Source organism: Nonomuraea aridisoli (assembly GCF_003236395.1).
Taxonomy (GTDB): Bacteria; Actinomycetota; Actinomycetes; order Streptosporangiales; family Streptosporangiaceae; genus Nonomuraea; species Nonomuraea aridisoli.
The window spans coordinates 1-24,112 of record NZ_POUD01000091.1 but is presented as its reverse complement, the minus strand read 5'-3'; the positions used below and the strand labels follow the sequence as shown (position 1 = coordinate 24,112).

Here is a 24,112-nt window from a genome sequence, read left to right as displayed (position 1 = left end):
GACCCTCCAGGGAGACGCCCGCTGACCCCGTCACCGGCGGGCCGCCGTGACGCCGCGCCGTGGGCACTCTGAGGGGTTACGGGGATATGACGGTGACGACAAGGTATGGGGAAAGCTGCGTGGGGCAGCGGTAAACAGAGGGACCGGGAGCCGGCCGCGTTGTGGGCGGATCAGGCGCGGGAAGCCATGCCGGACCGGTATCATGGCGGCGGAGCTGTAGATGGGCTGGATGAAATAGGCCCCGGCGACCCGGAGTGGCAAGGCTTGTCCGCTTTGCCGCGCCGTTTTGACGTGTCGCATGGGCCTGGGTAGTCTTGAGCATCGTGCCCGACTTCTAGCGGGCTCTCGACCGTGCGCTCATTACGGGCGCAGGACGGCTTCCTGGCTCGTAATCCCCGTGGACGTGCTGTGCGAGTAGCGCGACACGCCCGAGCGCGGGGGCACCGAGACAAGAAAAACCAGCAGGTCATGACACCGGCAGCACCTGCGAAATGCAAGACCCAATGACGTAACACCGGCCAAGGCACGAAACGGAGTGGCAGTGCCCACTATTCAGCAGTTGGTCCGCAAGGGCCGGCAGGACAAGGTCGCCAAGACCAAGACTCCTGCCCTCAAGGGGAGTCCGCAGCGGCGCGGCGTGTGCCAGCGCGTCTACACCACGACCCCGAAGAAGCCCAACTCGGCACTGCGCAAGGTGGCCCGCGTTCGGCTCACGAACGGCATCGAGGTCACGGCCTACATCCCCGGTGTGGGCCACAACCTCCAGGAGCACTCCATCGTGCTCGTGCGTGGCGGTCGTGTGAAGGACCTGCCTGGTGTTCGCTACAAGATCATCCGCGGTTCGCTCGACACCCAGGGTGTCCGCAACCGCAAGCAGGCCCGTAGCCGCTACGGCGCGAAGAAGGAGAAGAGCTAACAATGCCTCGTAAGGGTTCTCCTGGCCGTCGTCAGCTCATGGCTGACCCGGTTTACAGCTCGCCGCTGGTGACCGCCCTTATCAACAAGGTGCTTCTGGACGGCAAGCGCTCCATCGCGCAGTCGATCGTCTACGGCGCCCTCGAGGGCTGCAGGGAGAAGACGGGCAACGACCCGGTCGTCACCCTCAAGCGCGCGCTTGACAACGTCAAGCCGACCCTCGAGGTCCGCAGCCGTCGCGTCGGTGGTGCCACCTACCAGGTGCCGGTCGAGGTGCGCGCCGCGCGCAGCACCACGCTGGCCCTGCGCTGGCTGGTGCAGTACTCCCGCGCCCGCCGCGAGAAGACCATGACCGAGCGCCTCATGAACGAGCTCCTCGACGCCAGCAACGGCCTCGGGGCGAGCGTGAAGAAGCGCGAGGACACCCACAAGATGGCCGAGTCCAACAAGGCCTTCGCCCACTACCGCTGGTAACCCCGGCGGGTTCGACGAGACGACGAGGACGCGAGAGAAGTGGCCACCACGACCGCTCTTGACCTGGCCAAGGTCCGCAACATTGGGATCATGGCCCATATCGACGCGGGCAAGACCACCACGACCGAGCGCATCCTGTTCTACACCGGCATCAACTACAAGATCGGTGAAGTCCACGAGGGCGCTGCCACGATGGACTGGATGGAGCAGGAGCAGGAGCGCGGCATCACGATCACGTCCGCCGCGACGACCTGTGAGTGGCTCGGTCACACCATCAACATCATCGACACCCCGGGTCACGTCGACTTCACCATCGAGGTGGAGCGTTCGCTCCGCGTCCTCGACGGCGCGGTCGCCGTGTTCGACGGCGTCGCGGGTGTCGAGCCGCAGTCGGAGACGGTGTGGCGCCAGGCCGACCGCTACAACGTCCCGCGCATCTGCTTCGTGAACAAGATGGACCGGGTCGGCGCGGAGTTCCACCGCTGCGTCGACATGATGGTCAGCCGTCTGGGTGCGACCCCGGCTGTCATCCAGCTCCCGCTGGGCGTTGAGGCCGACTTCAAGGGCGTCATCGACCTCATCAAGATGAAGGCCCTCGTCTGGAGCGCCGAGGCGGCCAAGGGCGAGATGTACGACACCATCGACATCCCGGCTGACCACGCCGACGCCGCCAGGGAGTGGCGCGACCGGCTCATCGAGACCGTGGCGGAGAACGACGACGAGCTGATGGAGCTCTTCCTCGAGGGCACCGAGCCCTCCGAGGAGCAGCTGGTGGCGGCCATCCGCCGCGCCACGCTGAGCAGCTCCATCAACCCGGTGCTGTGCGGCACCGCGTTCAAGAACAAGGGTGTTCAGCCCCTGCTCGACGCGATCGTCGCCTACCTGCCCGCGCCGACCGACATCCCGGCCTTCAAGGGCCACGCGGTCGGCAACGAGGACAAGGTCATCGAGCGGCACGCCGACCCGAGCGAGCCGTTCTCCGCTCTGGCCTTCAAGATCGCCAGCGACCCGCATCTGGGCAAGATCACCTACATCCGCATCTACTCGGGCACGCTCGAGGCCGGTTCACAGGTCATCAACTCTGTGAAGGGCAAGAAGGAGCGGATCGGCAAGATCTACCAGATGCACGCCAACAAGCGCGAAGAGCGCCCGTCGGCGATCGCCGGCCAGATCGTCGCCGTCATGGGTCTGAAGGACACCACGACCGGCGACACCCTGTCCGACCCGTCGAACCAGGTCGTGCTCGAGTCGATGACGTTCCCGGCTCCGGTGATCAACGTCGCGATCGAGCCCAAGACCAAGGGCGACCAGGAGAAGCTGTCCACCGCCATCCAGCGGCTGGCCGAAGAGGACCCGTCCTTCCAGGTCCGCCGTGACGAGGAGACCGGTCAGACGGTCATCTGGGGCATGGGCGAGCTTCACCTCGAGATCCTCGTCGACCGGATGCGTCGCGAGTTCAAGGTCGAGGCCAACGTCGGCCGCCCGCAGGTCGCCTACCGCGAGACCATCCGCCGCAAGGTGGAGAAGATCGACTACACCCACAAGAAGCAGACCGGTGGTTCCGGTCAGTTCGCGCGGGTCATCATCGATCTGGAGCCGCTGGGCGAGGGCAACGACGGCTACGAGTTCGAGAACAAGGTCACCGGTGGCCGTGTCCCGCGGGAGTACATCCCGTCGGTCGACGCTGGTGCCCAGGAGGCCGCCGAGTTCGGTGTGCTGGCCGGTTACCCGATGGTCGGCGTGAAGGTTACGCTGACCGACGGTGCGGCCCACGACGTCGACTCCTCGGAAATGGCCTTCAAGATCGCCGGCTCGATGGCCTTCAAGGAGGCCGCGCGCAAGGCGGACGCCGTGCTCCTCGAGCCGATGATGGCCGTTGAGGTCACCACGCCCGAGGACTACATGGGTGACGTCATCGGTGACCTCAACGGTCGCCGGGGGCAGATCCAGGCGATGGACGAGCGGGCCGGTGCCCGTGTCGTCCAGGCGCTCGTGCCGCTGTCTGAGATGTTCGGCTACGTGGGCGATCTCCGTAGCAAGACGCAGGGGCGCGCGAGCTACAGCATGCAGTTCGACTCCTACGCTGAGGTGCCCCCGGGCATCGCCAAGGAGATCGTCGCGAAGGCCCGGGGCGAGTAGTTCCCGGTCCGGTCCCTCGGGGCCGGCCGGGACTGCTGTCCTGGTCCCTGGTGAGGTGGTGAGAGCCACCTCACCGCCACGGGGTTCGGGGGTTCCCGGGCCCGAGTGTGTAGACGAAAGTCAGTCAGATTCTCAAGGAGAGAACCAGTGGCTAAGGCCAAGTTCGAGCGGACCAAGCCGCACATGAACATCGGCACCATTGGGCACATCGACCACGGCAAGACCACGCTGACCGCGGCGATCACCAAGGTGCTCCACGACCGCTTCCCCGAGCTGAACCAGGCGACCCCGTTCGACAAGATCGACAAGGCGCCGGAGGAGAAGGCTCGTGGTATCACGATCTCCATCGCGCACGTCGAGTACCAGACGGAGAAGCGTCACTACGCGCACGTTGACTGCCCCGGCCACGCCGACTACGTCAAGAACATGATCACCGGTGCCGCCCAGATGGACGGCGCGATCCTGGTGGTCGCCGCGACCGACGGCCCGATGCCGCAGACGAAGGAGCACGTCCTCCTGGCCCGCCAGGTCGGCGTCCCCTACATCGTCGTGGCGCTCAACAAGTCCGACATGGTCGACGACGAGGAGATCCTGGAGCTCGTCGAGCTCGAGGTCCGTGAGCTCCTGTCCGCTCAGGAGTTCCCCGGCGACGACCTCCCGGTCGTCCGCGTCTCCGCGCTCAAGGCTCTCGAGGGCGACGAGAAGTGGGCCGACAGCATCATCGAGCTGATGAACGCCGTCGACGAGAACGTGCCCGAGCCGCCGCGTGAGACGGAGAAGCCGTTCCTCATGCCGGTCGAGGACGTCTTCTCGATCACCGGTCGCGGCACGGTCGTCACCGGCCGTATCGAGCGCGGCATCGTCAAGGTCAACGAGCAGGTCGACATCATCGGCATCAAGCCGGAGAAGACGACGACCACCGTCACCAGCATCGAGATGTTCAACAAGATGCTCGACGAGGGTCACGCCGGTGACAACGCCGCCCTGCTGCTCCGCGGCATCAAGCGCGACGACGTCGAGCGCGGCCAGTGCATCATCAAGCCGGGCACGACCACCCCGCACACCGAGTTCGAGGGCCAGGTCTACATCCTGTCCAAGGACGAGGGCGGCCGCCACACGCCGTTCTTCAACAACTACCGCCCGCAGTTCTACTTCCGTACGACTGACGTGACCGGTGTCGTGCACCTCCCCGAGGGCACCGAGATGGTCATGCCGGGCGACAACACCGAGATGCGCGTTGAGCTGATCCAGCCCATCGCCATGGAGGAAGGCCTCAAGTTCGCGATCCGTGAGGGTGGCCGCACCGTCGGCGCCGGTCGGGTCACGAAGATCATCAAGTAGCTAGACCGTCGGGGCGGCGGTCGGCCCCGCATCCGGGACCGACCGCCGAACCACGTAAGGGCCCCGCGTCAGCGCCGTGATCCAGCAGTAGCTTCGGCCTGGTGACCGAAGTCACTGCCGGATCACGGAAGAAGAAGGCAGATCGTCAACGTCTGCCTCGTGGGGTCACGCAGGCTTCGACCTGCATCAGCACAGCGGCAACAGGCCGCACGATACTTTTTCAGACGACAGCGAAGGACACCGAGGCCACTATGGCGGGACAGAAGATCCGCATTCGGCTCAAGGCCTATGACCACGAGGTCATCGACAGCTCGGCCAAGAAGATCGTCGAGACGGTGACGCGGACTGGCGCGAAGGTCGCGGGCCCGGTGCCGCTGCCGACCGAGAAGAACGTGTACTGCGTCATCCGCTCGCCGCACAAGTACAAGGACAGCCGCGAGCACTTCGAGATGCGCACGCACAAGCGGCTGATTGACATCATCGACCCGACCCCCAAGACGGTTGACTCGCTCATGCGGCTCGACCTCCCCGCGGGTGTCGACATTTCGATCAAGCTCTGAGGGAACGCACTGACATGGCTAAGACGATCAAGGGCGTCCTGGGCAAGAAGCTCGGCATGACCCAGGTCTTCGACGCGGACAACCGGATGATTCCGGTGACCGTGGTCGAGGCCGGTCCGTGCGTGGTGACCCGCGTCCGCACGCCCGAGAAGGACGGCTACTCCGCCATCCAGCTCGGCTTCGGGCAGGTCGACCCACGGAAGGTCAACAAGCCGCTCGGCGACTACCTGCGTAAGCACGACATCACCCCGCGCCGTTACTTCGCGGAGATCCGCACCGACGACGCGAGCGACTACACCCTCGGCCAGGAGCTGCTGGCCGACACCTTCGAGGCCGGCCAGTTCGTCGACGTGACGGGCAAGAGCAAGGGCAAGGGCTTCGCCGGTGTCATGAAGCGGCACGGCTTCGGTGGTCTGGGCGCGTCGCACGGTACGCAGCGCAAGCACCGTTCGCCGGGTTCCATCGGTGGCTGCGCCACCCCGGGCCGCGTTTTCAAGGGTCTGCGCATGGCTGGTCGGATGGGTAACGTCCGCACCACCGTGCAGAGCCTCAAAGTTCACGCCGTGGACGCCGAGAAGGGTCTCATCCTGATCAAGGGTGCGGTCCCCGGCGCCAACGGCAGCCTGGTCCTCGTCCGTACCGCTGCCAAGAAGGGGGCTGCCAAGTGAGCACCACTATTGACGTCCTCGACGCCAGCGGCGCGAAGGCCGGCACGGTTGACCTGCCCGAAGGCGTCTTCGGCGCCAAGGTCAACGTTCCGCTGATCCACCAGGTGGTCGTGGCCCAGCTCGCCGCTCGCCGGCAGGGCACCCACAAGGCCAAGACCCGCGGTGAGGTCTCCGGCGGCGGCAAGAAGCCGTACCGCCAGAAGGGCACCGGCCGCGCCCGCCAGGGTTCGACCCGTGCGCCGCAGTTCACCGGCGGTGGCACCGTCCACGGCCCCGTGCCGCGCGACTACGCGCAGCGCACGCCCAAGAAGATGAAGGCCGCCGCCCTGCGCGGCGCCCTGTCGGACCGGGCGAGCGGCGGACGCGTGCACGTGGTCAGCTCGCTGGTCACCGGCGAGACGCCCAAGACCAAGGCCGCCCTGGAGGCCCTGCGCAAGATCACCCAGGCTCCGCGCGTCCTCGTCGTGGTCGACGCGGACGACGAGCTGACCTGGCTGAGCCTGCGCAACGCTCCCGAGGTCCACCTGCTGGACGCCGGGCAGCTCAACACCTACGACGTGCTCGTGCACGACGACGTGGTCTTCACCCAGGAGGCGTACGACCAGGTCGTGGCGCGGCTGACTGGCGGGAAGGAAGACGCCTGATGGAGAAGATCGCCGACCCGCGCGACATCATCATCAAGCCGGTCGTCTCTGAGAAGAGCTACGGCCTGATTGATGAGAACAACAAGTACACGTTCCTGGTGAAGAAGACCGCGAACAAGACCCAGGTCAAGATCGCTGTCGAGCAGATCTTCGGGGTCAAGGTCACCAGCGTGAACACCATCAACCGGCAGGGCAAGCGCAAGCGGACCCGTACCGGTTTCGGCAAGCGTCCCGACACCAAGCGCGCCATCGTGAGCCTGGTGGAGGGCGATCGGATCGACATCTTCGGTCAGATCGGCTAGCGGCCTAGGAAAGGAGCGGGCCCCTGAGGGTCCGCGGGGTGAGACCGTCGCACATCCGTGCGGCGGGCTCACCCATGTAACCGACGAAGGATGAACGAAAAAGATGGGCATCCGTAAATACAAGCCGACGACTCCGGGTCGCCGCGGGTCGAGTGTCTCGGACTTCTCCGAGATCACCCGCAGCACGCCCGAGAAGTCGCTGCTTGCGCCCCTTCACAGCAAGGGCGGCCGCAACGTACACGGCCGAGTCACCGCCCGCCACCAGGGCGGCGGTCACAAGCGCGCCTACCGGATCATCGACTTCCGGAGGCATGACAAGGACGGCATCCCGGCCAAGGTCGCTCACATCGAGTACGACCCCAACCGCACCGCCAACATCGCTCTGCTCCACTACGCGGACGGCGAGAAGCGCTACATCATCGCGCCGACCGGCCTCAAGCAGGGCGACCGTATCGAGAACGGCCCCGCTGCCGACATCAAGCCGGGCAACTGCCTGCCGCTGCGCAACATCCCGACCGGTACCTTCATCCACGCGGTGGAGCTCCGTCCGGGCGGCGGCGCCAAGCTCGGCCGTTCCGCGGGCGCTCAGATCCAGCTGCTCGCCAAGGAAGGCCAGTACGCCACCCTGCGTATGCCGTCCGGTGAAATGCGCATGGTCGACGTGCGCTGCCGGGCGACGGTCGGCCAGGTCGGCAACGCCGAGCAGGCCAACATCAACTGGGGCAAGGCCGGCCGTATGCGGTGGAAGGGCAAGCGCCCGACCGTTCGCGGTGTCGCGATGAACCCCGTCGACCACCCGCACGGTGGTGGTGAGGGCAAGACCTCCGGCGGTCGCCACCCGGTGAACCCGAAGGGCAAGCCCGAGGGCCGCACCCGCCAGGCCAACAAGTCCAGCGACCGGCTGATCATCCGTCGTCGGAGCAAGAGGAAGAAGCGGTAGGAGCAGCCGAAATGCCACGTAGCCTTAAGAAGGGTCCCTTCGTGGACGATCACCTTCAGAAGAAGGTCGACGTCCAGAACGAGAAGGGCACCAAGAACGTCATCAAGACGTGGTCGCGGCGCTCCATGATCGTTCCCGACATGCTCGGGCACACGATCGCCGTGCACGACGGCCGCAAGCACGTCCCGGTGTTCATCACCGAGTCGATGATCGGTCACAAGCTCGGAGAGTTCGCCCCTACGCGGACGTTCCGCAGCCACGTCAAGGAAGACCGGCGCAGCCGGCGATAGACGCCTTCAGAAGCATCAAGAGGAGTAAGCGATGGAAGCCAGGGCCCAGGCGCGGTTCGTCCGTGTCACGCCCATGAAGGCCCGCCGCGTGGTGGACCTTATTCGCGGGCTGCCCGCTTCGGAGGCGCAGGCCGTGCTGCAGTTCGCTCCCCAGTCGGCGAGCGAGCCGATCTTCAAGGTGCTCAGCAGCGCCATGGCGAACGCTGAGCACAACTTCAACCTCGACCCGAGCACGCTCGTCGTGAGCCGCGCGTGGGTCGACGAGGGCCCGACGCTGAAGCGGTTCCGTCCGCGTGCACAGGGTCGCGCCTATCGGATCAACAAGCGGACGAGCCACATCACCGTGATCGTGGAGTCCCGCGAGCCGAAGGGAAGGACCCGATAGTGGGCCAGAAGGTTAACCCGCACGGGTTCCGCCTCGGCATCACGACCGACTTCAAGAGCCGGTGGTACGCCGACAAGCTGTACAAGTCGTACGTCGCCGAGGACGTGGCGATCCGCCGCATGCTGCAGAAGGGCATGGAGCGGGCCGGCATCTCCAAGGTCGAGATCGAGCGCACGACCGACCGCGTGCAGGTGGACATCCACACCGCGCGTCCCGGCATCGTGATCGGCCGGCGCGGCGCCGAGGCGGACCGTATCCGTGGCGACCTCGAGAAGCTGACCAAGAAGCAGGTCCAGCTGAACATCCTCGAGGTCAAGAACCCTGAGATCGACGCGCAGCTCGTCGCCCAGGGCGTCGCCGAGCAGCTGTCCAGCCGTGTCTCGTTCCGCCGCGCCATGCGCAAGGCGATGCAGTCGGCCATGAAGTCCGGCGCCAAGGGCATCCGTGTCCAGTGCGCCGGTCGTCTGGGCGGCGCCGAGATGTCGCGGTCGGAGTTCTACCGCGAGGGCCGCGTGCCGCTGCACACCCTCCGCGCGGACATCGACTACGGCTTCTACGAGGCCCGTACCACCTTCGGCCGCATCGGCGTGAAGGTGTGGATCTACAAGGGTGAGGCTCCGACGAGCCGCGCCGAGCGCGAGGCGGCCGCCGCCGGCGCCCGTGCCGGTCAGCGTCGCGAGCGTGACGACCGTCGTGGTGGCGGTGACCGTCCCCGTCGTGGTGGCGCCGGTGGCGCTCGCCGCGGTGGCGGCCGTGGTGACCGCGCCCCCCGTACCGAGGCGGCTTCGCAGGCCGCCCCCGAGACCGGCCCGGCTGCGCAGCCGGGTGCTGAAGGGAGCTGACCATGCTGATCCCGCGCAGGGTCAAGCACCGCAAGCAGCACCGGCCTGACCGCAGCGGAGCCGCCAAGGGCGGCACCAGGGTCGTGTTCGGCGAGTTCGGCATCCAGGCGATTGAGCACTCCTACGTGACCAACCGCCAGATCGAGTCCGCTCGTATCGCCATGACCCGTCACATCCGCCGTGGCGGCAAGGTGTGGATCAACATCTACCCCGACCGTCCGCTCACGAAGAAGCCCGCCGAGACCCGCATGGGTTCCGGTAAGGGTTCGCCGGAGTGGTGGATCGCCAACGTCAAGCCCGGACGCGTGATGTTCGAGCTGTCCGGCGTGGCGGAGCCGGTCGCGCGCGAGGCGCTTCAGCGCGCGATCCACAAGCTCCCGATGAAGTGCAAGATCGTTAAGCGTGAAGTGGGTGAGGCGTGATGGCTAAGGGCCTGACCGCCGGCGAGCTGCGGCTGGAGGACGAGGAGACCCTCGTCCAGAAGCTGAAGGAGGCGAAGGAGGAGCTGTTCAACCTCCGCTTCCAGGCGGCGACCGGTCAGTTGGAGAGCCACGGGCGGCTGCGTGCCGTCCGCCGCGAGATCGCCCGTATCTACACCGTGATGCGCGAGCGCGAGCTCGGCATCGTCACGGTCGAGAAGGAGCCGAGCGATGGCTGAGACTGAGACCAACGAGACCACCGAGTCGACGCAGCGGAACTTCCGCAAGGTCCGTGAGGGCCTCGTCGTCAGCGACAAGATGGACAAGACCGTCGTCGTCGCCGTCGAGGACCGCGTCAAGCACCGTCTGTACGGCAAGGTCATCCGCCGTACGACCAAGTACAAGGCGCACGACGAGGCCAACGCCTGCGGCGTCGGCGACCGCGTGCTGCTGATGGAGACCCGCCCCCTCTCCGCCACCAAGCGGTGGAGGGTCGTGGAGATCCTGGAGAAGGCCAAGTAGGCCTTCGCTGATATACCGCGCCTCGTGGGGGCCTCACAGCCCCCATGACGGCGTCCAAGGACGCGGGGCCCGCAACGGCCCCGCGTCGCCTGCGGTGCGGCCCCCATGCGGGGGCTGTGGCCGTGGGAACAAGACAACGACGGGTTCCGCCAGGCTCAGCGATGAGAACCGGCGCGACTAACAGGAGAAGACGTGATCCAGCAGGAGTCGCGGCTCAAGGTCGCCGACAACACGGGTGCCAAGGAGATTCTCTGCATCCGCGTTCTCGGCGGCTCGGGCCGACGCTACGCCGGTATCGGCGACGTCATCGTCGCCACAGTCAAGGACGCGCTGCCGGGCAGCACGGGCGTCAAGAAGGGCGACGTGGTCAAGGCCGTCGTCGTCCGCACCACCAAGGAGCGCCGCCGGCCCGACGGCTCCTACATCCGCTTCGACGAGAACGCCGCCGTCATCATCAAGGACAGCGGTGACCCTCGTGGCACCCGTATCTTCGGCCCGGTCGGCCGCGAGCTGCGTGACAAGAAGTTCATGCGCATCATCTCGCTCGCACCGGAGGTGCTGTGATGTCGAAGCTGAAGGTGAAGAAGGGTGACCTCGTCCAGGTCATCGCGGGCAAGGACAAGGGTGCCAAGGGCCGTGTGATCGCCGCTCTGCCGCGCGAGGACCGCGTGGTGGTCGAGGGCGTCAACATGATCAAGAAGCACTCCAAGGAGACCATGCAGGGTCCGCGCGGCGCCAAGACCGGCGGCGTGCAGACCATGGAGGCTCCGATCCACGTCTCGAACGTGAAGAAGCTCAAGGACGAAAAGCCCGCCGACAAGAAGGCCGACGAGAAGAAGGCCGACGAGACGGGTGAGGACAGCTGATGACTGCCACGACCACTGAGACCGAGCGCCCGACGCCGCGACTCAAGACGAAGTACCGCGAGGAGATCGCGGCCCAGCTTCGCGAGCAGTTCGGCATCGAGAACGTCATGCAGATCCCGGCTCTGACCAAGATCAAGGTCAACATGGGTGTCGGTGAGGCGGCTCGCGACTCCAAGCTCATCGAGGGCGCCGTCCGCGACCTCACCGCGATCACCGGCCAGAAGCCGGCCGTGGTCCGGGCCCGCAAGTCCATCGCGCAGTTCAAGCTGCGTGAGGGCATGCCGATCGGCGCGCACGTCACGCTGCGCGGCGACCGCATGTGGGAGTTCCTCGACCGGCTGCTGTCGCTCGCGCTGCCCCGCATCAGGGACTTCCGCGGCCTGTCGCCGAAGCAGTTCGACGGCAACGGCAACTACACGTTCGGCCTGACCGAGCAGGTCATGTTCCACGAGGTCGACCAGGACAAGGTCGACCGCCCGCGGGGCATGGACATCACGCTCGTGACCACCGCGAAGAACGACGAACAGGGCCGGGCGCTGCTGAAGCTCCTCGGCTTCCCGTTCAAGGAGGCCTGATCCAATGGCGAAGAAGTCGCTGATCGCCAAGGCGGGGCGCAAGCAGAAGTTCGAGGTGCGGGCCTACACGCGGTGCTCGCGTTGCGGCCGGCCGCGCGCCGTCTACCGCAAGTTCGGGCTCTGCCGCGTGTGCTTCCGCGAGATGGCGCACCGGGGCGAGCTGCCCGGCATCACCAAGTCGAGCTGGTAGTTACCCTAGGGGGCGGCCGAGTGTCGCCCCCTGGGTGAATGCCCGCCACACATATTTCACGAAAAGGCAGGACGCATCCGCGTCCATGACCACGCCGTAGGTCCACCGGTAGAGCTCTGCTTGGCCGACTGGAAACCGCGGCGAGGAAGGCCACTGGCCATGACGATGACCGACCCGATCGCAGACATGCTGACGCGTCTGCGAAACGCGAATTCGGCGTACCACGACAGCGTGTCGATGCCGTACTCGAAGATCAAGGCGCACATCGCCGAGATCCTCCAGCAGGAGGGTTACATCCAGGCTTGGACCGTCGAGGACGCCAAGGTTGGCAAGAACCTCGTGGTGGAGCTCAAGTTCGGGCCGACCCGTGAGCGGTCGCTCTCGGGCCTGCGCCGGGTTTCCAAGCCCGGTCTGCGGGTTTATGCGAAGAAGGACAACCTGCCTCGAGTCCTGGGCGGACTGGGCGTCGCGATCATCTCGACGTCCCACGGCCTCATGACCGACAAGCAGGCCGGCAAGCGTGGTGTGGGCGGGGAAGTCCTCGCCTACGTCTGGTAGAGGGGAGGAACACAGCATGTCGAGAATCGGACGGCTGCCCATCCCTGTGCCCAGTGGCGTAGACATCACGATCACCGGCCAGGATGTCCAGGTCAAGGGCCCGAAGGGCACGCTCACTCACACGGTCGCGGAGCCCATCAAGGTCGCGCGCGACGACGACGGCGCCATCGCCGTCACCCGGCCGAACGACGAGAACAAGGTCCGTGCGCTGCACGGCCTGTCCCGGACGCTGATCGCCAACATGGTGCAGGGCGTCACGCAGGGCTACTCCAAGAGCCTTGAGATCGTCGGTGTCGGTTACCGCGTCCAGGCCAAGGGGCCGACGCAGCTGGAGTTCTCCCTGGGCTTCAGCCACCCGGTCATCGTCGACGCTCCGGAGGGCATCTCCTTCCGCGTCGAGAAGCCGACCCTCTTCCACGTCGACGGCATCGACAAGCAGAAGGTCGGCGAGGTCGCGGCCAACATCCGCAAGTTGCGCAAGCCCGACCCGTACAAGGGCAAGGGCGTGCGTTACCAGGGCGAACAGATCCGCCGCAAGGTCGGAAAGGCTGGTAAGTAGGCATGGCTCCGAAGACTGCGTTCAGCAAGCACACGGCTGCCCGCACCGTCTCGCGGCTGCGCCGTCACCGCCGCGTCCGCAAGAGTGTCGTCGGTACGGCCGAGCGTCCGCGCCTGGTCGTCAACCGGTCGACCCGTCACATGTTCGTCCAGATCGTCGACGACTCCGTCGGCCACACGCTGGTGAGCGCGTCCACGATGGACCCGTCGCTGCGCGCCCTGGAGGCGGACAAGACGGAGAAGGCGAAGAAGGTCGGCGAGCTCCTCGCTCAGCGGGCCAAGGAAGCCGGAATCACCAAGGTCGTCTTCGACCGCGGTGGCAACCGCTACGCGGGGCGCATCGCCGCGCTGGCGGACAGCGCCCGCGAAGGTGGGCTCGAATTCTGATGGCAACTGAGAAGAGGAACCACTGATGGCTGCAGCTCCGCGTCGCGGTGGCGGCACCGGTGGCGAGCGGCGGGACCGTCGTGACGATCGCCGCGGTGGCGCCGCCGACAAGGGCGTCTCGTACATCGAGCGCGTAGTGAAGATCAACCGAGTGGCCAAGGTCGTGAAGGGTGGTCGTCGCTTCAGCTTCACCGCCCTGGTCGTCGTCGGCGACGGCAACGGCATGGTCGGCGTCGGCTACGGCAAGGCCAAGGAAGTGCCCGCGGCCATCGCCAAGGGCGTCGAAGAGGCGAAGAAGCACTTCTTCAAGGTGCCGCGCATCCAGGGCACCATCCCGCACACCGTGCAGGGCGAGGAGGCGGCCGGTGTCGTCTTCCTGCGTCCGGCCTCGGCCGGTACCGGCGTCATCGCCGGCGGCCCGGTGCGCGCGGTCCTGGAGTGCGCGGGCATCCACGACGTGCTGTCGAAGTCGCTGGGCTCGGACAACCCGATCAACATCGTGCACGCCACCGTGGCGGCGCTGAAGGGCCTGTCGCGCCCCGAGGAGATCGCCGCCCGCCGTGGCCTGCCGATCGAGGACGTCGCCCCGGCCGCGATGCTCAAGGCCCAGCGTGAGGGTCTGGCCGAGGCCTCCACGGCGAAGGCGGTGAGCTAGTCATGGCACGCCTGAAGATCACTCAGGTTCGCTCGAAGATCGGTGGCAAGCAGAACCAGCGTGACTCGCTGCGTTCGCTTGGCCTGAAGCGAATCGGCGACGTCGTCGTCAAGGAGGACCGGCCCGAGATTCGCGGCATGGTCTCCGTGGTGACGCACCTCGTCGAGGTGGAAGAGGTCGATTGACATGACTGACAGCTCGAACACGGCTGCTCCGCTGAAGATCCACGACCTGCGTCCCGCCCCCGGCGCCAACAAGGCCAAGATCCGCAAGGGTCGCGGCGAGGCGTCGAAGGGCAAGACGGCCGGTCGCGGCACCAAGGGCTCGCACGCCCGTACGACGATCCCCCTCGGCTTCGAGGGCGGTCAGGTGCCGCTGCAGAGGCGTCTGCCGAAGCTCAAGGGCTTCTCCAACGCCCTGTTCAAGACGACCTACCAGGTCGTCAACCTGGACAGGATCGGTGAGCTGTTCCCCGAGGGTGGCGACGTCACCGTCGAGGCGCTGGTCGCCAAGGGTGCTGTCCGTAAGAACCAGCTCGTGAAGGTGCTCGGCACCGGCGAGATCTCGGTCGCGGTGAACGTGCAGGCTCACGCCTTCTCGTCGTCCGCGAAGGAGAAGATCGCCGCTGCCGGTGGTTCCGTTACCGAGCTGTAGTAACGCTATGACGAGGCGTGGGGGCGTTGACAAATGCCCCCACGCCCGCAGTGCGTTAGAGTTCGCGAGACGGCAGGCTTCTGTCCGGCTCGTTCGACATGAGACTTCAGATGGCAGATCCCCGCACCATCGCTTACTCACATCGCCGTAAAGGCGCGCAGGAGGGACCGTGCTGACCGCGTTTACCCGGGCGTTCCGGACACCGGACCTGCGCAAGAAGTTGCTCTTCACCCTGGGCATCATCGCGCTGTTCCGTCTCGGCTCGGTTCTTCCGACCCCGGGAGTCCACGTCCAGAACCTCGCCGCCTGTTTCGACCAGGCCCGTGCCGGCGAGACCGGCAACATCTACGGGATGGTCCAGCTGTTCAGCGGCGGCGCGCTGCTGAAGCTGTCGGTGTTCGCTCTGGGCATCATGCCGTACATCACCGCGAGCATCATTCTGCAGCTGCTCGTCGTCGTGATCCCGCGGCTCGAGGCTCTCAAGAAGGAAGGCCAGGCGGGTCAGACCAAGATCACGCAGTATACGCGTTATCTGACCATCGGTCTCGCCGTCCTGCAGTCCACCGCCTTCATCGCGCTCGCCCGTACCGGCCAGCTGTTCCCGAACTGCCAGCAGGACGTCCTGCTCGACCCTGACAACATCTTCGGCATCGTGACGATGGTCATCATCATGACCGCCGGCACCTCGGTGATCATGTGGCTCGGCGAGCTCATCACCGACCGCGGCGTCGGCAACGGCATGTCGATCCTCATCTTCACCCAGGTCGTGGCGGTCTTCCCGTCCGAGCTGGCCAACATCTTCCAGGCCAACAAGTTCACCTTCGCGGTCGTCATGGTGGTCGGGATCTTCATGATCGCCGCGGTCGTCTTCGTCGAGCAGGCGCAGCGCCGCATCCCGGTCCAGTACGCCAAGCGCATGGTGGGCCGCCGGATGTACGGCGGCACGTCCACCTACATCCCGCTGAAGGTCAACCAGGCCGGCATCATCCCGGTCATCTTCGCCTCCTCGCTGCTCTATCTGCCGCAGCTGCTCACCTCGCTCTTCCAGACCAGCGACAACGCGGTGATCGCGTGGATCTCGCAGAACCTCGCCACGGGCGACACCCCCATCTACATGGCGACGTTCTTCCTGCTGATCATCTTCTTCACGTACTTCTACGTGTCCATCACGTTCAACCCCCCTGAAGTCGCCGACAACATGAAGAAGTACGGTGGTTTCATTCCGGGCATCCGCCCCGGCCGTCCGACGGCTGAATACCTGAGTTTCGTGCTCAACCGCCTGACGGCGCCTGGCGCGCTGTATCTGGGTCTCATCTCCATGGTCCCGATCGTCGCCCTGGCGGTGGCCGGTGCGAGCCAGAACTTCCCGTTCGGAGGGACGAGCATTCTGATCATGGTTGGTGTCGGACTTGACACGGTGAAGCAGATCGAGAGCCAGCTGCAGCAGCGCAACTACGAAGGCTTCCTGCGGTAGTGCGTCTCGTTCTCGTCGGGCCCCCCGGAGCGGGTAAGGGGACGCAGGCCCAGTTCATCGCATCGAACCTGTCCATCCCGAAAATCTCGACAGGGGACATCTTCCGTGCCAACGTCTCGGGTGGCACGGAGCTCGGCAAGCTGGCCAAGACGTACATGGACCGTGGCGACCTGGTGCCCGACGAGGTCACCATCGCCATGGTCCGCGACCGTCTGTCCGAGGACGACGCGCAGGACGGCTTCCTGCTCGACGGCTTCCCGAGAAACGTCGCCCAGGCGGAGATCCTGCGCGACATGCTCAAGGAATGGGGCCTGGCGCTCGATCTCGTGCTCGAGCTCGTCGTCGACGACGACGAAGTGGTCAGGCGGCTGGCCGGTCGGCGCACCTGCAGCCAGTGCGGCCGCATCTGGCACGTCGACTTCGACGACAAGAAGGACGACAGGTGCGACGCGTGCGGGGGCGCGCTCTTCCAGCGTGACGACGACAAGGAGGAGACCGTCAGGCACCGCCTGGAGGTCTACCAGCAGCAGACGGCGCCGCTGGTCTCCTACTACGCCGACGAGGACATTCTCGTGGGCGTCGACGCGACCGGCCCGGTCGAGGAGGTCACTCGGCGGGCGATGGAGGCGATCCGGCCGTACATGGCATAAGCCTCTTTTGACCGATTCGCGGAGGTGGCACGGGTTTCCGTGCCACCTCGCGGCTATTGTGGGGGGAATTGGGCCCCCATAGCGGCCCGTTGAGACCCAGGGGGACAGACGATGTTCAAACGAAACAGGCACGGGATCCAGATCAAGACGCCGGAGCAGCTCGAGAAGATGCGCGCGGCGGGTCTGGTGGTGGGGCGCACGCTCGACCTGCTGAAGCGTTCGGTGGAGCCGGGCATGACGCCCCTCGACCTGGACGTCATCGCCGAGAAGGCGATCAGGGACGCGGGCGCGATCCCGTCGTTCAAGGGCTACCAGGGCTTCCCGGCCACCATCTGCGCCTCGGTGAACGACGAGGTGGTGCACGGCATCCCCACCAACGCCCGCAAGCTGCAGGAGGGCGACATCATCTCGATCGACTGCGGCGCGATCCTGGACGGCTGGCACGGCGACTCGGCCGTCACGGTGCCGGTGGGCGAGGTGGACCCGAAGCTGACCGAGCTGATGCGGGTCACCGAGGAGTCGATGTGGCGTGGCATCGCCGCGCTGAAGCCCGGCCGCCACCTGTCGGACATCGGCTACGAGGTCGAGCGGTACGTCAAGTCGCAGGGCCGCTACGGCATCCCCCCGGAGTACGGCGGCCACGGCATCGGCACCGAGATGCACATGGACCCGTGGATCGCCAACCACGGCCGGCCCGGCCGGGGCCCGGTGCTCGAAGAGGGCATGTGCCTGGCCATCGAGCCCATGGTCAACCTCGGCACCGAGCGCACGCGCGTGCTGGCCGACGACTGGACCGTCGTGACGATCGACGGGAAGCACTCCGCACACTTCGAACACAGCGTCGCCGTGACACATAATGGTCCTTGGGTGCTCACTGCCCTTGACGGAGGCGAAGAGCGCCTCGCCCAACTGCAGAACTGACCCCCGGGAGTGGGTGGGATGGCGAACAGCCCCGAGATGCGAGCCTCCGACGCTGACCGCGATCGTGTCGCCGCCATCCTCCGCGAGCACACCGCCCAGGGACGCATCACGATGGAGGAGTTCCACGAGCGGTTGGAACAGCTCTACGAGAGCAGGACGTACGGCGAGCTCGCCAAGCTGACGGCGGACCTGCCCGACGTCGACATGCGCAACCTCCCGGCGAAGAAGTCGGCCGCGCCGGCGAAGAAGGACGAGCAGCACGCCGGCATGCAGGCCGCGTGGGGCGCCTGGGCCGCCGCCAGCGGCATCAACTGGGTGATCTGGATCATCGTGAGCATCACCTCGGGCGATCTGATCTATCCCTGGCCGCTGTGGGTGATGGGCCCGTGGGGCGTGATCCTGCTGGTGAGCACCGTCTTCGGGGACAACAAGCCGAAGCGCTCGTAGACGCGTGGGCGGGCTCGGGAGCGGTCCGGGTGGGGTAGACTGCTCTGTGGTTGTGTCAGGGCACCTGGCACGCGTTTCGCATTTCGTGTCCGGGTGTCGTACACTCCTTAGTCGGCTCACTATGACTATCACGCGTCGGCGGCCCTTGCAGGCCGTCGCTCTCTTCGAAGCGTGAAGGTCGCGGCTGCGTAGTGAACCGGAGCCTCAGACGACCGATCAGTGAAACGCGAGGAATTTTGGCCAAGAAAGACGGCGCCATCGAGATCGAGGGCACTGTGGTCGAGTCGCTCCCGAACGCCATGTTCCGGGTGCAACTCGACAACGGCCATAAGGTCCTGGCCCACATCAGCGGACGGATGCGGATGCACTACATCCGGATTCTGCCTGACGACCGGGTTGTCGTTGAACTGAGCCCCTACGACCTCAGTCGCGGGCGGATCGTCTGCCGATACAAGTAAGAACGTCTGAGGACACAGAGGACAATGAAGGTTAAGCCGAGCGTCAAGAAGATCTGCGACAAGTGCAAGGTGATCCGCCGGCACGGTCGCGTCATGGTGATCTGCGACAACCTGCGCCACAAGCAGCGCCAGGGCTAGTCGCCGCAAGGCTTCTCCGAGTCCGCCCCAGCAGGGAGCGGACTCGACGCATGAGAAGCCTGAAAACAGTAGTCGCGTCTCACACCCGGGAAGGCGGCCCTCCAAGAGGTCCGAACCACTCGGGAGACCCCCGGTCGGAGGCCGGGGCCCTCACCCCGGGCATTGGGGAGGGGTAGTGGGGCGCAAGACCTCCGCCACAACGAAGGAGAATGCCCGACCATGGCTCGCCTGGTTGGCGTCGACCTCCCCCGCGACAAGCGGCTGGAGATCGCTCTCACCTACATCTACGGAATCGGCCGCACCCGCGCCCAGGAGATCCTCCAGGCGACCGGTGTGAGCGGCGACCTGCGTGTGCACCAGCTCTCCGACACCGAGCTCGTCCCGATGCGTGACTACATCGAGGCGAACTTCAAGATCGAGGGTGACCTGCGCCGCGAGGTCCAGGCCGACATCCGTCGCAAGATCGAAATCGGTTGCTACCAGGGCATCCGGCACCGCAAGGGCCTGCCGGTCCACGGTCAGCGCACGCAGACCAACGCGCGTACCCGTAAGGGCAAGAAGAAGACCGTCGCCGGCAAGAAGAAGCCCGGTAAGAAGTAGTCCTCGCAGCCGCGGGACCGAAGACCTCAGGAGTGAAGGCAAAGGATGCCTCCTAAGAGCCGTCAGGGTGCGCCGAAGAAGGTGCGCCGCAAGGAGAAGAAGAACGTCGCTCACGGGCACGCCCACATCAAGAGCACGTTCAACAACACGATCGTCTCGATCACCGACCCGAACGGGAACGTGATCTCCTGGGCCAGCGCCGGCCACGTGGGTTTCAAGGGCTCCCGTAAGTCCACCCCGTTCGCCGCGCAGATGGCCGCGGAAAACGCCGCCCGCCGCGCCATGGAGCACGGCATGCGCAAGGTCGACGTCTTCGTCAAGGGTCCCGGCTCCGGCCGTGAGACCGCGATCCGCTCGCTGCAGGCCACCGGCCTGGAGGTGGGCTCGATCCAGGACGTCACCCCGGTTCCGCACAACGGCTGCCGCCCGCCCAAGCGCCGCCGCGTCTGACCCCAGGAGATACAGAGAAATGGCTCGTTACACGGGCGCGGACTGCAAGCTCTGCCGTCGCGAGAAGACCAAGCTCTTCCTCAAGGGCAGCAAGTGCGAGTCCGCCAAGTGCCCCATCGAGATCCGTCCTTACCCGCCGGGTGAGCACGGTCGCGGACGCCCCAAGGAGTCCGAGTACCAGCTTCAGCTTCGCGAGAAGCAGAAGACCCGCCGCATCTACGGCGTCCTCGAGAAGCAGTTCCGCAACTACTACGAGGAGGCCGCCGGTAAGAGCGGCAAGTCGGGTGAGGTGCTGCTCCAGATCCTGGAGAGCCGTCTCGACAACGTCGTCTACCGCGCCGGCTTCGCCCAGTCGCGCGACGCCGCCCGCCAGCAGGTGCGCCACGGCCACATCCTGGTGAACGGCAAGAAGGTCGACATCCCGTCGTACCGCGTTCGCGAGCACGACATCATCGAGGTCCGCGAGAACAAGCGCAACCTCATGCCGTACGAGGTGGCCCGCGCCACCGCCGGCGAGCGCACCGTTCCCGCGTGGCTCGGCGTCGTGCCGGACAAGCTCCGCGTCCTGGTTCACCAGCTGCCGGTTCGCCAGCAGATCGACACCCAGGTCCAGGAGCAGCTCATCGTCGAGTACTACTCGAAGTAGTCGCTCGATCCTCTGGTCCGGGTGCGTTCGCGCGTACCCGGACTAGGCTGTTTATCGGAGTGGCGTCATATAGCGGGCGCCACACGAAAAAGGGGAGACCCACATGCTGATCGCTCAGCGCCCGACTCTTCTCGAAGAGTCGATCGACGACACCCGGTCCCGATTCATCATCGAGCCGCTGGAGCCGGGTTTCGGCTACACCATCGGCAACTCGCTGCGGCGCACGCTGCTGTCGTCCATTCCGGGCGCGGCCGTGACGAGCATCCGCATCGAGGGCGTGCTGCACGAGTTCTCGACCGTTCCCGGGGTCAAGGAAGACGTCACCGACATCATCCTCAACCTCAAGGAACTGGTCGTCTCCTCCGAGCACGACGAGCCGGTCGTGATGTACCTGCGCAAGCAGGGCCCGGGTGAGGTCACCGCCGCCGACATCGCGCCTCCGGCCGGTGTCGAGGTGCACAACCCCGAGCTGCGCATCGCCACGCTCAACGGCAAGGCGAAGCTGGAGATGGAGCTGACCGTCGAGCGCGGTCGCGGCTACGTCTCCGCGGCCCAGAACAAGCAGCCGGGCCAGGAGATCGGCCGCATCCCGATCGACTCGATCTACTCTCCGGTGCTCAAGGTCACCTACAAGGTCGAGGCGACCCGAGTCGAGCAGCGCACCGACTTCGACCGTCTCATCCTCGACGTCGAGACCAAGCCCGCGATGAAGCCCCGCGACGCGGTGGCCTCCGCCGGCAAGACCCTCGTCGAGCTGTTCGGCCTGGCCCGTGAGCTCAACGTCGAGGCCGAGGGCATCGACATCGGCCCGTCGCCCACCGACGCCGCCCTGGCGGCCGACCTGGCGCTGCCGATCGAGGAGCTCAACCTCACCGTCCGCTCGTACAACTGCCTCAAGCGTGAGGGCATCCACACCGTGGGTGAGCTCGTGGCCCGCAGTGAGCAGGACCTGCTCGACATCCGCAACTTCGGCGCCAAGTCGATCGAAGAGGTCAAGCAGAAGCTGCACGAGATGTCGCTGGCGCTCAAGGACTCCCCGCCCGGGTTCGACCCGAGCGCGGTGGCCGGCGGCGGCTACGACGACGACGACAGCGCGTACGTCGAGACCGAGCAGTACTGACATCTTCCCCCGCGGGGCCACTCGCGGGGGGAACGTAACGGCGCCGCGCGACGCGCGGCGCCGGCCCGACTCCGGTACCTGGTACGGCCGGGGCGGGTTGACCCACGAGGAGAACTGAAATGCCCAAGCCCACCAAGGGTGCACGTCTTGGCGGCAGCCCGGCGCACGAGCGGCTGATCCTGGCGAACCTCGCCACCGATCTGTTCCGCCACGGCAAGATCCGCACTACGGTCACGAAGGCCAAGCGCCTGCGTCCGCTGGCGGAGCGCCTGATCACCAAGGCGAAGAAGGGCGACATCCACAACCGTCGCCAGGTCCTGACCGTCGTTCGGGACAAGGGCGTCGTGCACCACCTGTTCACCGAGATCGCGCCGCAGTTCGCGGAGCGTCCCGGCGGTTACACCCGCATCACCAAGGTCGGCGCGCGCAAGGGCGACAACGCCCCGATGGCGGTCATCGAGCTGGTGAGCGAGCCGCTGAACGCCGTCACGACCCGCCGCACCACGGAGCCCGCCGCTGCCGCCGCTCCGGCGCCGGCCGCGGAGGAGACCGAGGCCGCCGAGGCTCCCGCCGAGGCCGCTGAGGCCGCTGAGGGCAAGGCCGACGAGGCGACGGAGGCCAAGGCCGAGGCTCCCGCCGAGGAGAGCGCCGAGGCGAAGAAGGACGAGGCCTGATCTCACAGGCCGGTTGAGAACGGGCCCGGCCCCCTCGCGGGGGTCCGGGCCCGTTTCCGTGTTCGGAGGAGGATCATCGTGGTACGGCTCCGTCTCGATCTCGCGTACGACGGGACCGACTTCTCGGGATGGGCCAGGCAGCCGGGGCTGCGTACCGTTCAGGGGGAGGTCGAGCAGGCGCTCGGCCGGATCCTGCGCCTGGCCGAGCCCGCCATGCTGACCGTGGCCGGACGCACCGACGCCGGCGTGCACGCGCGCGGGCAGGTCGCCCACGTGGACGTGCCGGAGGAGTCGCTGGCCGAGCTCGACGGCAACCGCGGGCCGCAGAGCGTCGATGAGCGGCTCGCTGCGCTCGTAAGGCGGCTTGGTGGGGTCTTGCCCCTTGATGTACGGGTTCGGAGCGTCTGCGTGGCTCCTGAGGGCTTCGACGCCCGTTTCTCGGCGCTGTTCCGGCGGTACGCGTACCGGGTGGGTGACACGGCGGGCGGCGTCGACCCGCTGCGGCGCCGCGAGGTGGTGTGGCACAACCGGCCGCTCGACCTCAGCCGGCTCAACGTGGCCGCCGCGCTGCTGCTCGGCGAGCACGACTTCGCGGCGTTCTGCAAGAAGCGCGAAGGCGCGACGACGATCAGGGAACTGCAGCGGCTCGACTGGGTCCGTGAGCCCGACGGCGTGCTGGTGGCCACCGTCGTGGCGGACGCGTTTTGCCACTCCATGGTGCGCGCGCTCGTCGGGTCACTGCTCGCGGCCGGTGACGGGCGGCGGCCGGTGGAGTGGCCCGGCGAGGTGCTGGCCCGGGCCGTACGCGACTCCGGCGTGCACGTCGCGCCCGCGCACGGGCTGTGCCTGGAGGAGGTCGGCTACCCGTCCGACGCGGAGCTCGCCGCGCGGGCCGAGGCCACGCGGCGGGTGCGCACGCTCTCAGTCGTTGGTGACGCGGCGCTCCAGGACGAGTGACGTCTCGTCGCGGAACGCCCCGCTGACCTCGGGCAGCGTCTTCTCCTTGGCGGTCGGCGTGCGGCCGTCGGCGTGGGTGGCGTAGCTGAAGACGATGTAGCGGCCCCACACCAGGCCGGCCGCGTAGCCGCCCGCGATGTGCACCCGTTCGGCGCCCGAGTCGGAGGGGCCGGGCAGCGGGCGGAACCAGACGTTGCTGGAGAGGTCTTTCGCCTGGTCCGCGGCGGTCGCGGCATCCTTGTCGGGGAAGACGGCGATGCCCGTGGTGACCGCGTAACGGCGTTTGCCGTCGACGTACGTGGCCCGCAGGACGCGGCTGCACCCGTGCTCGTCGAGCGCGTCGGCGAACGCGCCCGTGGCCGCCTTCTCGCAGGTCGTCTCCAGGTGCGCCTTGACCCGGGTGAACGTCGCGCCCGCCGCCGTCACCTTCTTCTTCGGGAACGCCTCCGACAGCGACATCTTCTGCGGGTCGGTCTCCTCGGTGTTGAGGACGGACGTGCCCGAGGCGTCCGCGGACGGGCCCGCCTCCGCCTCCGCCTCGGCCGAGGCCGGCGGCTGCGACGGGGTGGGGCGGGTGGCGGCCGTGGAAGGGCCCTGGGCGCTCACCGCCTGCCAGGCGAAGAAACCGCCGGTCGCCACGCCGGCCAGCGCCAGCGCGCCCAGCGTGACGAGCAGCGCGCGCTTGCTCTTGCC

Annotated in this window: 38 protein-coding genes; 37 read left to right on the top strand and 1 reads right to left on the bottom strand. The window is 66.8% G+C overall.

Annotated elements, in window-relative coordinates; genetic code table 11:
- Positions 1–541: 541 nt before the first annotated feature.
- The 37 genes from rpsL (at position 542) to truA (ending at position 23,419) form a co-directional block, all read left to right on the top strand.
- On the top strand, positions 542–916 hold the full coding sequence (gene rpsL / locus C1J01_RS22205) for a 30S ribosomal protein S12 (protein WP_043623420.1): 375 nt from the start codon (positions 542–544) through the stop codon (positions 914–916).
- Positions 917–918: 2 nt separating this feature from the next.
- Positions 919–1,389, top strand: coding sequence for a 30S ribosomal protein S7 (rpsG, locus tag C1J01_RS22200; RefSeq protein WP_020542314.1), 471 nt, complete (start codon positions 919–921; stop codon positions 1,387–1,389).
- 90 nt (positions 1,390–1,479) lie between these two features.
- A complete protein-coding gene (gene fusA, locus C1J01_RS22195; RefSeq protein WP_235854592.1) occupies positions 1,480–3,528 on the top strand; it encodes an elongation factor G in 2,049 nt (682 codons plus the stop codon).
- A 147-nt stretch (positions 3,529–3,675) separates the two neighbouring features.
- Entirely contained in the window at positions 3,676–4,869 is a 1,194-nt protein-coding gene (gene tuf / locus C1J01_RS22190) for an elongation factor Tu (RefSeq protein WP_111180894.1), read from the top strand.
- A 251-nt stretch (positions 4,870–5,120) separates the two neighbouring features.
- Positions 5,121–5,429 (top strand): 30S ribosomal protein S10, encoded by a 309-nt coding sequence (rpsJ, locus tag C1J01_RS22185; protein ID WP_012887830.1) that lies wholly within the window; start codon positions 5,121–5,123, stop codon positions 5,427–5,429.
- 14 nt (positions 5,430–5,443) lie between these two features.
- The gene (gene rplC / locus C1J01_RS22180) at positions 5,444–6,097 is read left to right on the top strand and encodes a 50S ribosomal protein L3 (protein ID WP_111180893.1); all 654 of its coding nucleotides are present in this window, start codon (positions 5,444–5,446) and stop codon (positions 6,095–6,097) included.
- The gene (gene rplD, locus C1J01_RS22175; protein WP_111180892.1) at positions 6,094–6,741 is read left to right on the top strand and encodes a 50S ribosomal protein L4; all 648 of its coding nucleotides are present in this window, start codon (positions 6,094–6,096) and stop codon (positions 6,739–6,741) included. Before rplC ends, rplD begins: the two co-directional genes overlap by 4 nt.
- Positions 6,741–7,043, top strand: coding sequence for a 50S ribosomal protein L23 (rplW, locus tag C1J01_RS22170; RefSeq protein WP_111180891.1), 303 nt, complete (start codon positions 6,741–6,743; stop codon positions 7,041–7,043). The genes rplD and rplW overlap by 1 nt, the downstream gene beginning before the upstream one ends.
- A gap of 103 nt (positions 7,044–7,146) precedes the next feature.
- The gene (gene rplB, locus C1J01_RS22165; protein ID WP_111180890.1) at positions 7,147–7,983 is read left to right on the top strand and encodes a 50S ribosomal protein L2; all 837 of its coding nucleotides are present in this window, start codon (positions 7,147–7,149) and stop codon (positions 7,981–7,983) included.
- Between the two features lie 11 nt (positions 7,984–7,994).
- Positions 7,995–8,273, top strand: coding sequence for a 30S ribosomal protein S19 (gene rpsS / locus C1J01_RS22160; protein ID WP_026214153.1), 279 nt, complete (start codon positions 7,995–7,997; stop codon positions 8,271–8,273).
- A 31-nt stretch (positions 8,274–8,304) separates the two neighbouring features.
- On the top strand, positions 8,305–8,658 hold the full coding sequence (gene rplV, locus C1J01_RS22155; protein ID WP_111180889.1) for a 50S ribosomal protein L22: 354 nt from the start codon (positions 8,305–8,307) through the stop codon (positions 8,656–8,658).
- Complete coding sequence (gene rpsC, locus C1J01_RS22150) at positions 8,658–9,500, top strand: 30S ribosomal protein S3 (protein WP_111180888.1); 843 nt, start codon at positions 8,658–8,660, stop codon at positions 9,498–9,500. The genes rplV and rpsC overlap by 1 nt, the downstream gene beginning before the upstream one ends.
- Positions 9,501–9,502: 2 nt before the next feature.
- The gene (gene rplP / locus C1J01_RS22145; protein WP_111180887.1) at positions 9,503–9,922 is read left to right on the top strand and encodes a 50S ribosomal protein L16; all 420 of its coding nucleotides are present in this window, start codon (positions 9,503–9,505) and stop codon (positions 9,920–9,922) included.
- Positions 9,922–10,158 carry a 50S ribosomal protein L29 gene (gene rpmC / locus C1J01_RS22140; protein ID WP_111180897.1) on the top strand — a complete coding sequence of 79 codons (237 nt, stop codon included), beginning with the start codon at positions 9,922–9,924 and terminating at the stop codon, positions 10,156–10,158. The genes rplP and rpmC overlap by 1 nt, the downstream gene beginning before the upstream one ends.
- Positions 10,151–10,441, top strand: a complete 291-nt coding sequence (rpsQ, locus tag C1J01_RS22135; RefSeq protein WP_111180886.1) for a 30S ribosomal protein S17 — start codon at positions 10,151–10,153, stop codon at positions 10,439–10,441. Before rpmC ends, rpsQ begins: the two co-directional genes overlap by 8 nt.
- A gap of 192 nt (positions 10,442–10,633) precedes the next feature.
- Positions 10,634–11,005: a 50S ribosomal protein L14 gene (gene rplN, locus C1J01_RS22130; RefSeq protein ID WP_084961870.1), complete on the top strand. Its 372-nt coding sequence runs from the start codon at positions 10,634–10,636 to the stop codon at positions 11,003–11,005.
- A gap of 8 nt (positions 11,006–11,013) precedes the next feature.
- Positions 11,014–11,307: a 50S ribosomal protein L24 gene (gene rplX, locus C1J01_RS22125; RefSeq protein ID WP_220040041.1), complete on the top strand. Its 294-nt coding sequence runs from the start codon at positions 11,014–11,016 to the stop codon at positions 11,305–11,307.
- On the top strand, positions 11,307–11,882 hold the full coding sequence (gene rplE, locus C1J01_RS22120) for a 50S ribosomal protein L5 (protein ID WP_111180884.1): 576 nt from the start codon (positions 11,307–11,309) through the stop codon (positions 11,880–11,882). Before rplX ends, rplE begins: the two co-directional genes overlap by 1 nt.
- 4 nt (positions 11,883–11,886) lie before the next feature.
- Positions 11,887–12,072: a type Z 30S ribosomal protein S14 gene (locus tag C1J01_RS22115; protein ID WP_020542298.1), complete on the top strand. Its 186-nt coding sequence runs from the start codon at positions 11,887–11,889 to the stop codon at positions 12,070–12,072.
- 159 nt (positions 12,073–12,231) lie between these two features.
- The gene (gene rpsH, locus C1J01_RS22110) at positions 12,232–12,630 is read left to right on the top strand and encodes a 30S ribosomal protein S8 (protein WP_080043229.1); all 399 of its coding nucleotides are present in this window, start codon (positions 12,232–12,234) and stop codon (positions 12,628–12,630) included.
- 16 nt (positions 12,631–12,646) lie between these two features.
- Complete coding sequence (gene rplF / locus C1J01_RS22105; RefSeq protein WP_111180883.1) at positions 12,647–13,189, top strand: 50S ribosomal protein L6; 543 nt, start codon at positions 12,647–12,649, stop codon at positions 13,187–13,189.
- A 2-nt stretch (positions 13,190–13,191) separates the two neighbouring features.
- Positions 13,192–13,575 (top strand): 50S ribosomal protein L18, encoded by a 384-nt coding sequence (gene rplR, locus C1J01_RS22100; RefSeq protein WP_111180882.1) that lies wholly within the window; start codon positions 13,192–13,194, stop codon positions 13,573–13,575.
- 25 nt (positions 13,576–13,600) lie between these two features.
- Positions 13,601–14,230 carry a 30S ribosomal protein S5 gene (rpsE, locus tag C1J01_RS22095; RefSeq protein WP_111180881.1) on the top strand — a complete coding sequence of 210 codons (630 nt, stop codon included), beginning with the start codon at positions 13,601–13,603 and terminating at the stop codon, positions 14,228–14,230.
- 2 nt (positions 14,231–14,232) lie between these two features.
- Positions 14,233–14,415 (top strand): 50S ribosomal protein L30, encoded by a 183-nt coding sequence (gene rpmD / locus C1J01_RS22090; RefSeq protein WP_080043226.1) that lies wholly within the window; start codon positions 14,233–14,235, stop codon positions 14,413–14,415.
- A gap of 1 nt (position 14,416) precedes the next feature.
- Positions 14,417–14,884 (top strand): 50S ribosomal protein L15, encoded by a 468-nt coding sequence (rplO, locus tag C1J01_RS22085; RefSeq protein WP_111180880.1) that lies wholly within the window; start codon positions 14,417–14,419, stop codon positions 14,882–14,884.
- A gap of 169 nt (positions 14,885–15,053) precedes the next feature.
- The gene (secY, locus tag C1J01_RS22080; protein ID WP_111180879.1) at positions 15,054–16,358 is read left to right on the top strand and encodes a preprotein translocase subunit SecY; all 1,305 of its coding nucleotides are present in this window, start codon (positions 15,054–15,056) and stop codon (positions 16,356–16,358) included.
- Positions 16,358–17,008, top strand: coding sequence for an adenylate kinase (locus tag C1J01_RS22075; RefSeq protein WP_111180878.1), 651 nt, complete (start codon positions 16,358–16,360; stop codon positions 17,006–17,008). Before secY ends, C1J01_RS22075 begins: the two co-directional genes overlap by 1 nt.
- Positions 17,009–17,119: 111 nt before the next feature.
- Entirely contained in the window at positions 17,120–17,929 is an 810-nt protein-coding gene (map, locus tag C1J01_RS22070; RefSeq protein WP_111180877.1) for a type I methionyl aminopeptidase, read from the top strand.
- Between the two features lie 18 nt (positions 17,930–17,947).
- Entirely contained in the window at positions 17,948–18,376 is a 429-nt protein-coding gene (locus C1J01_RS22065; protein ID WP_111180876.1) for a DUF1707 SHOCT-like domain-containing protein, read from the top strand.
- 236 nt (positions 18,377–18,612) lie between these two features.
- A complete protein-coding gene (gene infA, locus C1J01_RS22060) occupies positions 18,613–18,834 on the top strand; it encodes a translation initiation factor IF-1 (protein ID WP_111180875.1) in 222 nt (73 codons plus the stop codon).
- 24 nt (positions 18,835–18,858) lie between these two features.
- Positions 18,859–18,972, top strand: coding sequence for a 50S ribosomal protein L36 (gene rpmJ, locus C1J01_RS22055; protein WP_003956441.1), 114 nt, complete (start codon positions 18,859–18,861; stop codon positions 18,970–18,972).
- 219 nt (positions 18,973–19,191) lie between these two features.
- Positions 19,192–19,572 (top strand): 30S ribosomal protein S13, encoded by a 381-nt coding sequence (gene rpsM, locus C1J01_RS22050; RefSeq protein ID WP_043623489.1) that lies wholly within the window; start codon positions 19,192–19,194, stop codon positions 19,570–19,572.
- Between the two features lie 45 nt (positions 19,573–19,617).
- Positions 19,618–20,022 (top strand): 30S ribosomal protein S11, encoded by a 405-nt coding sequence (rpsK, locus tag C1J01_RS22045; RefSeq protein ID WP_020542285.1) that lies wholly within the window; start codon positions 19,618–19,620, stop codon positions 20,020–20,022.
- Positions 20,023–20,041: 19 nt separating this feature from the next.
- Positions 20,042–20,668 (top strand): 30S ribosomal protein S4, encoded by a 627-nt coding sequence (rpsD, locus tag C1J01_RS22040; RefSeq protein ID WP_111180874.1) that lies wholly within the window; start codon positions 20,042–20,044, stop codon positions 20,666–20,668.
- Positions 20,669–20,771: 103 nt separating this feature from the next.
- The gene (locus C1J01_RS22035) at positions 20,772–21,788 is read left to right on the top strand and encodes a DNA-directed RNA polymerase subunit alpha (RefSeq protein WP_111180873.1); all 1,017 of its coding nucleotides are present in this window, start codon (positions 20,772–20,774) and stop codon (positions 21,786–21,788) included.
- A 119-nt stretch (positions 21,789–21,907) separates the two neighbouring features.
- Positions 21,908–22,462 (top strand): 50S ribosomal protein L17, encoded by a 555-nt coding sequence (gene rplQ / locus C1J01_RS22030; protein ID WP_111180872.1) that lies wholly within the window; start codon positions 21,908–21,910, stop codon positions 22,460–22,462.
- Between the two features lie 78 nt (positions 22,463–22,540).
- Entirely contained in the window at positions 22,541–23,419 is an 879-nt protein-coding gene (truA, locus tag C1J01_RS22025) for a tRNA pseudouridine(38-40) synthase TruA (protein WP_111180871.1), read from the top strand.
- On the opposite strand, the gene C1J01_RS49995 is transcribed toward truA, so the two are convergent.
- The coding region (locus tag C1J01_RS49995; RefSeq protein ID WP_111180870.1) for a hypothetical protein at positions 23,384–24,112 on the bottom strand (729 nt) is incomplete at its 5' end. The genes truA and C1J01_RS49995 overlap by 36 nt on opposite strands.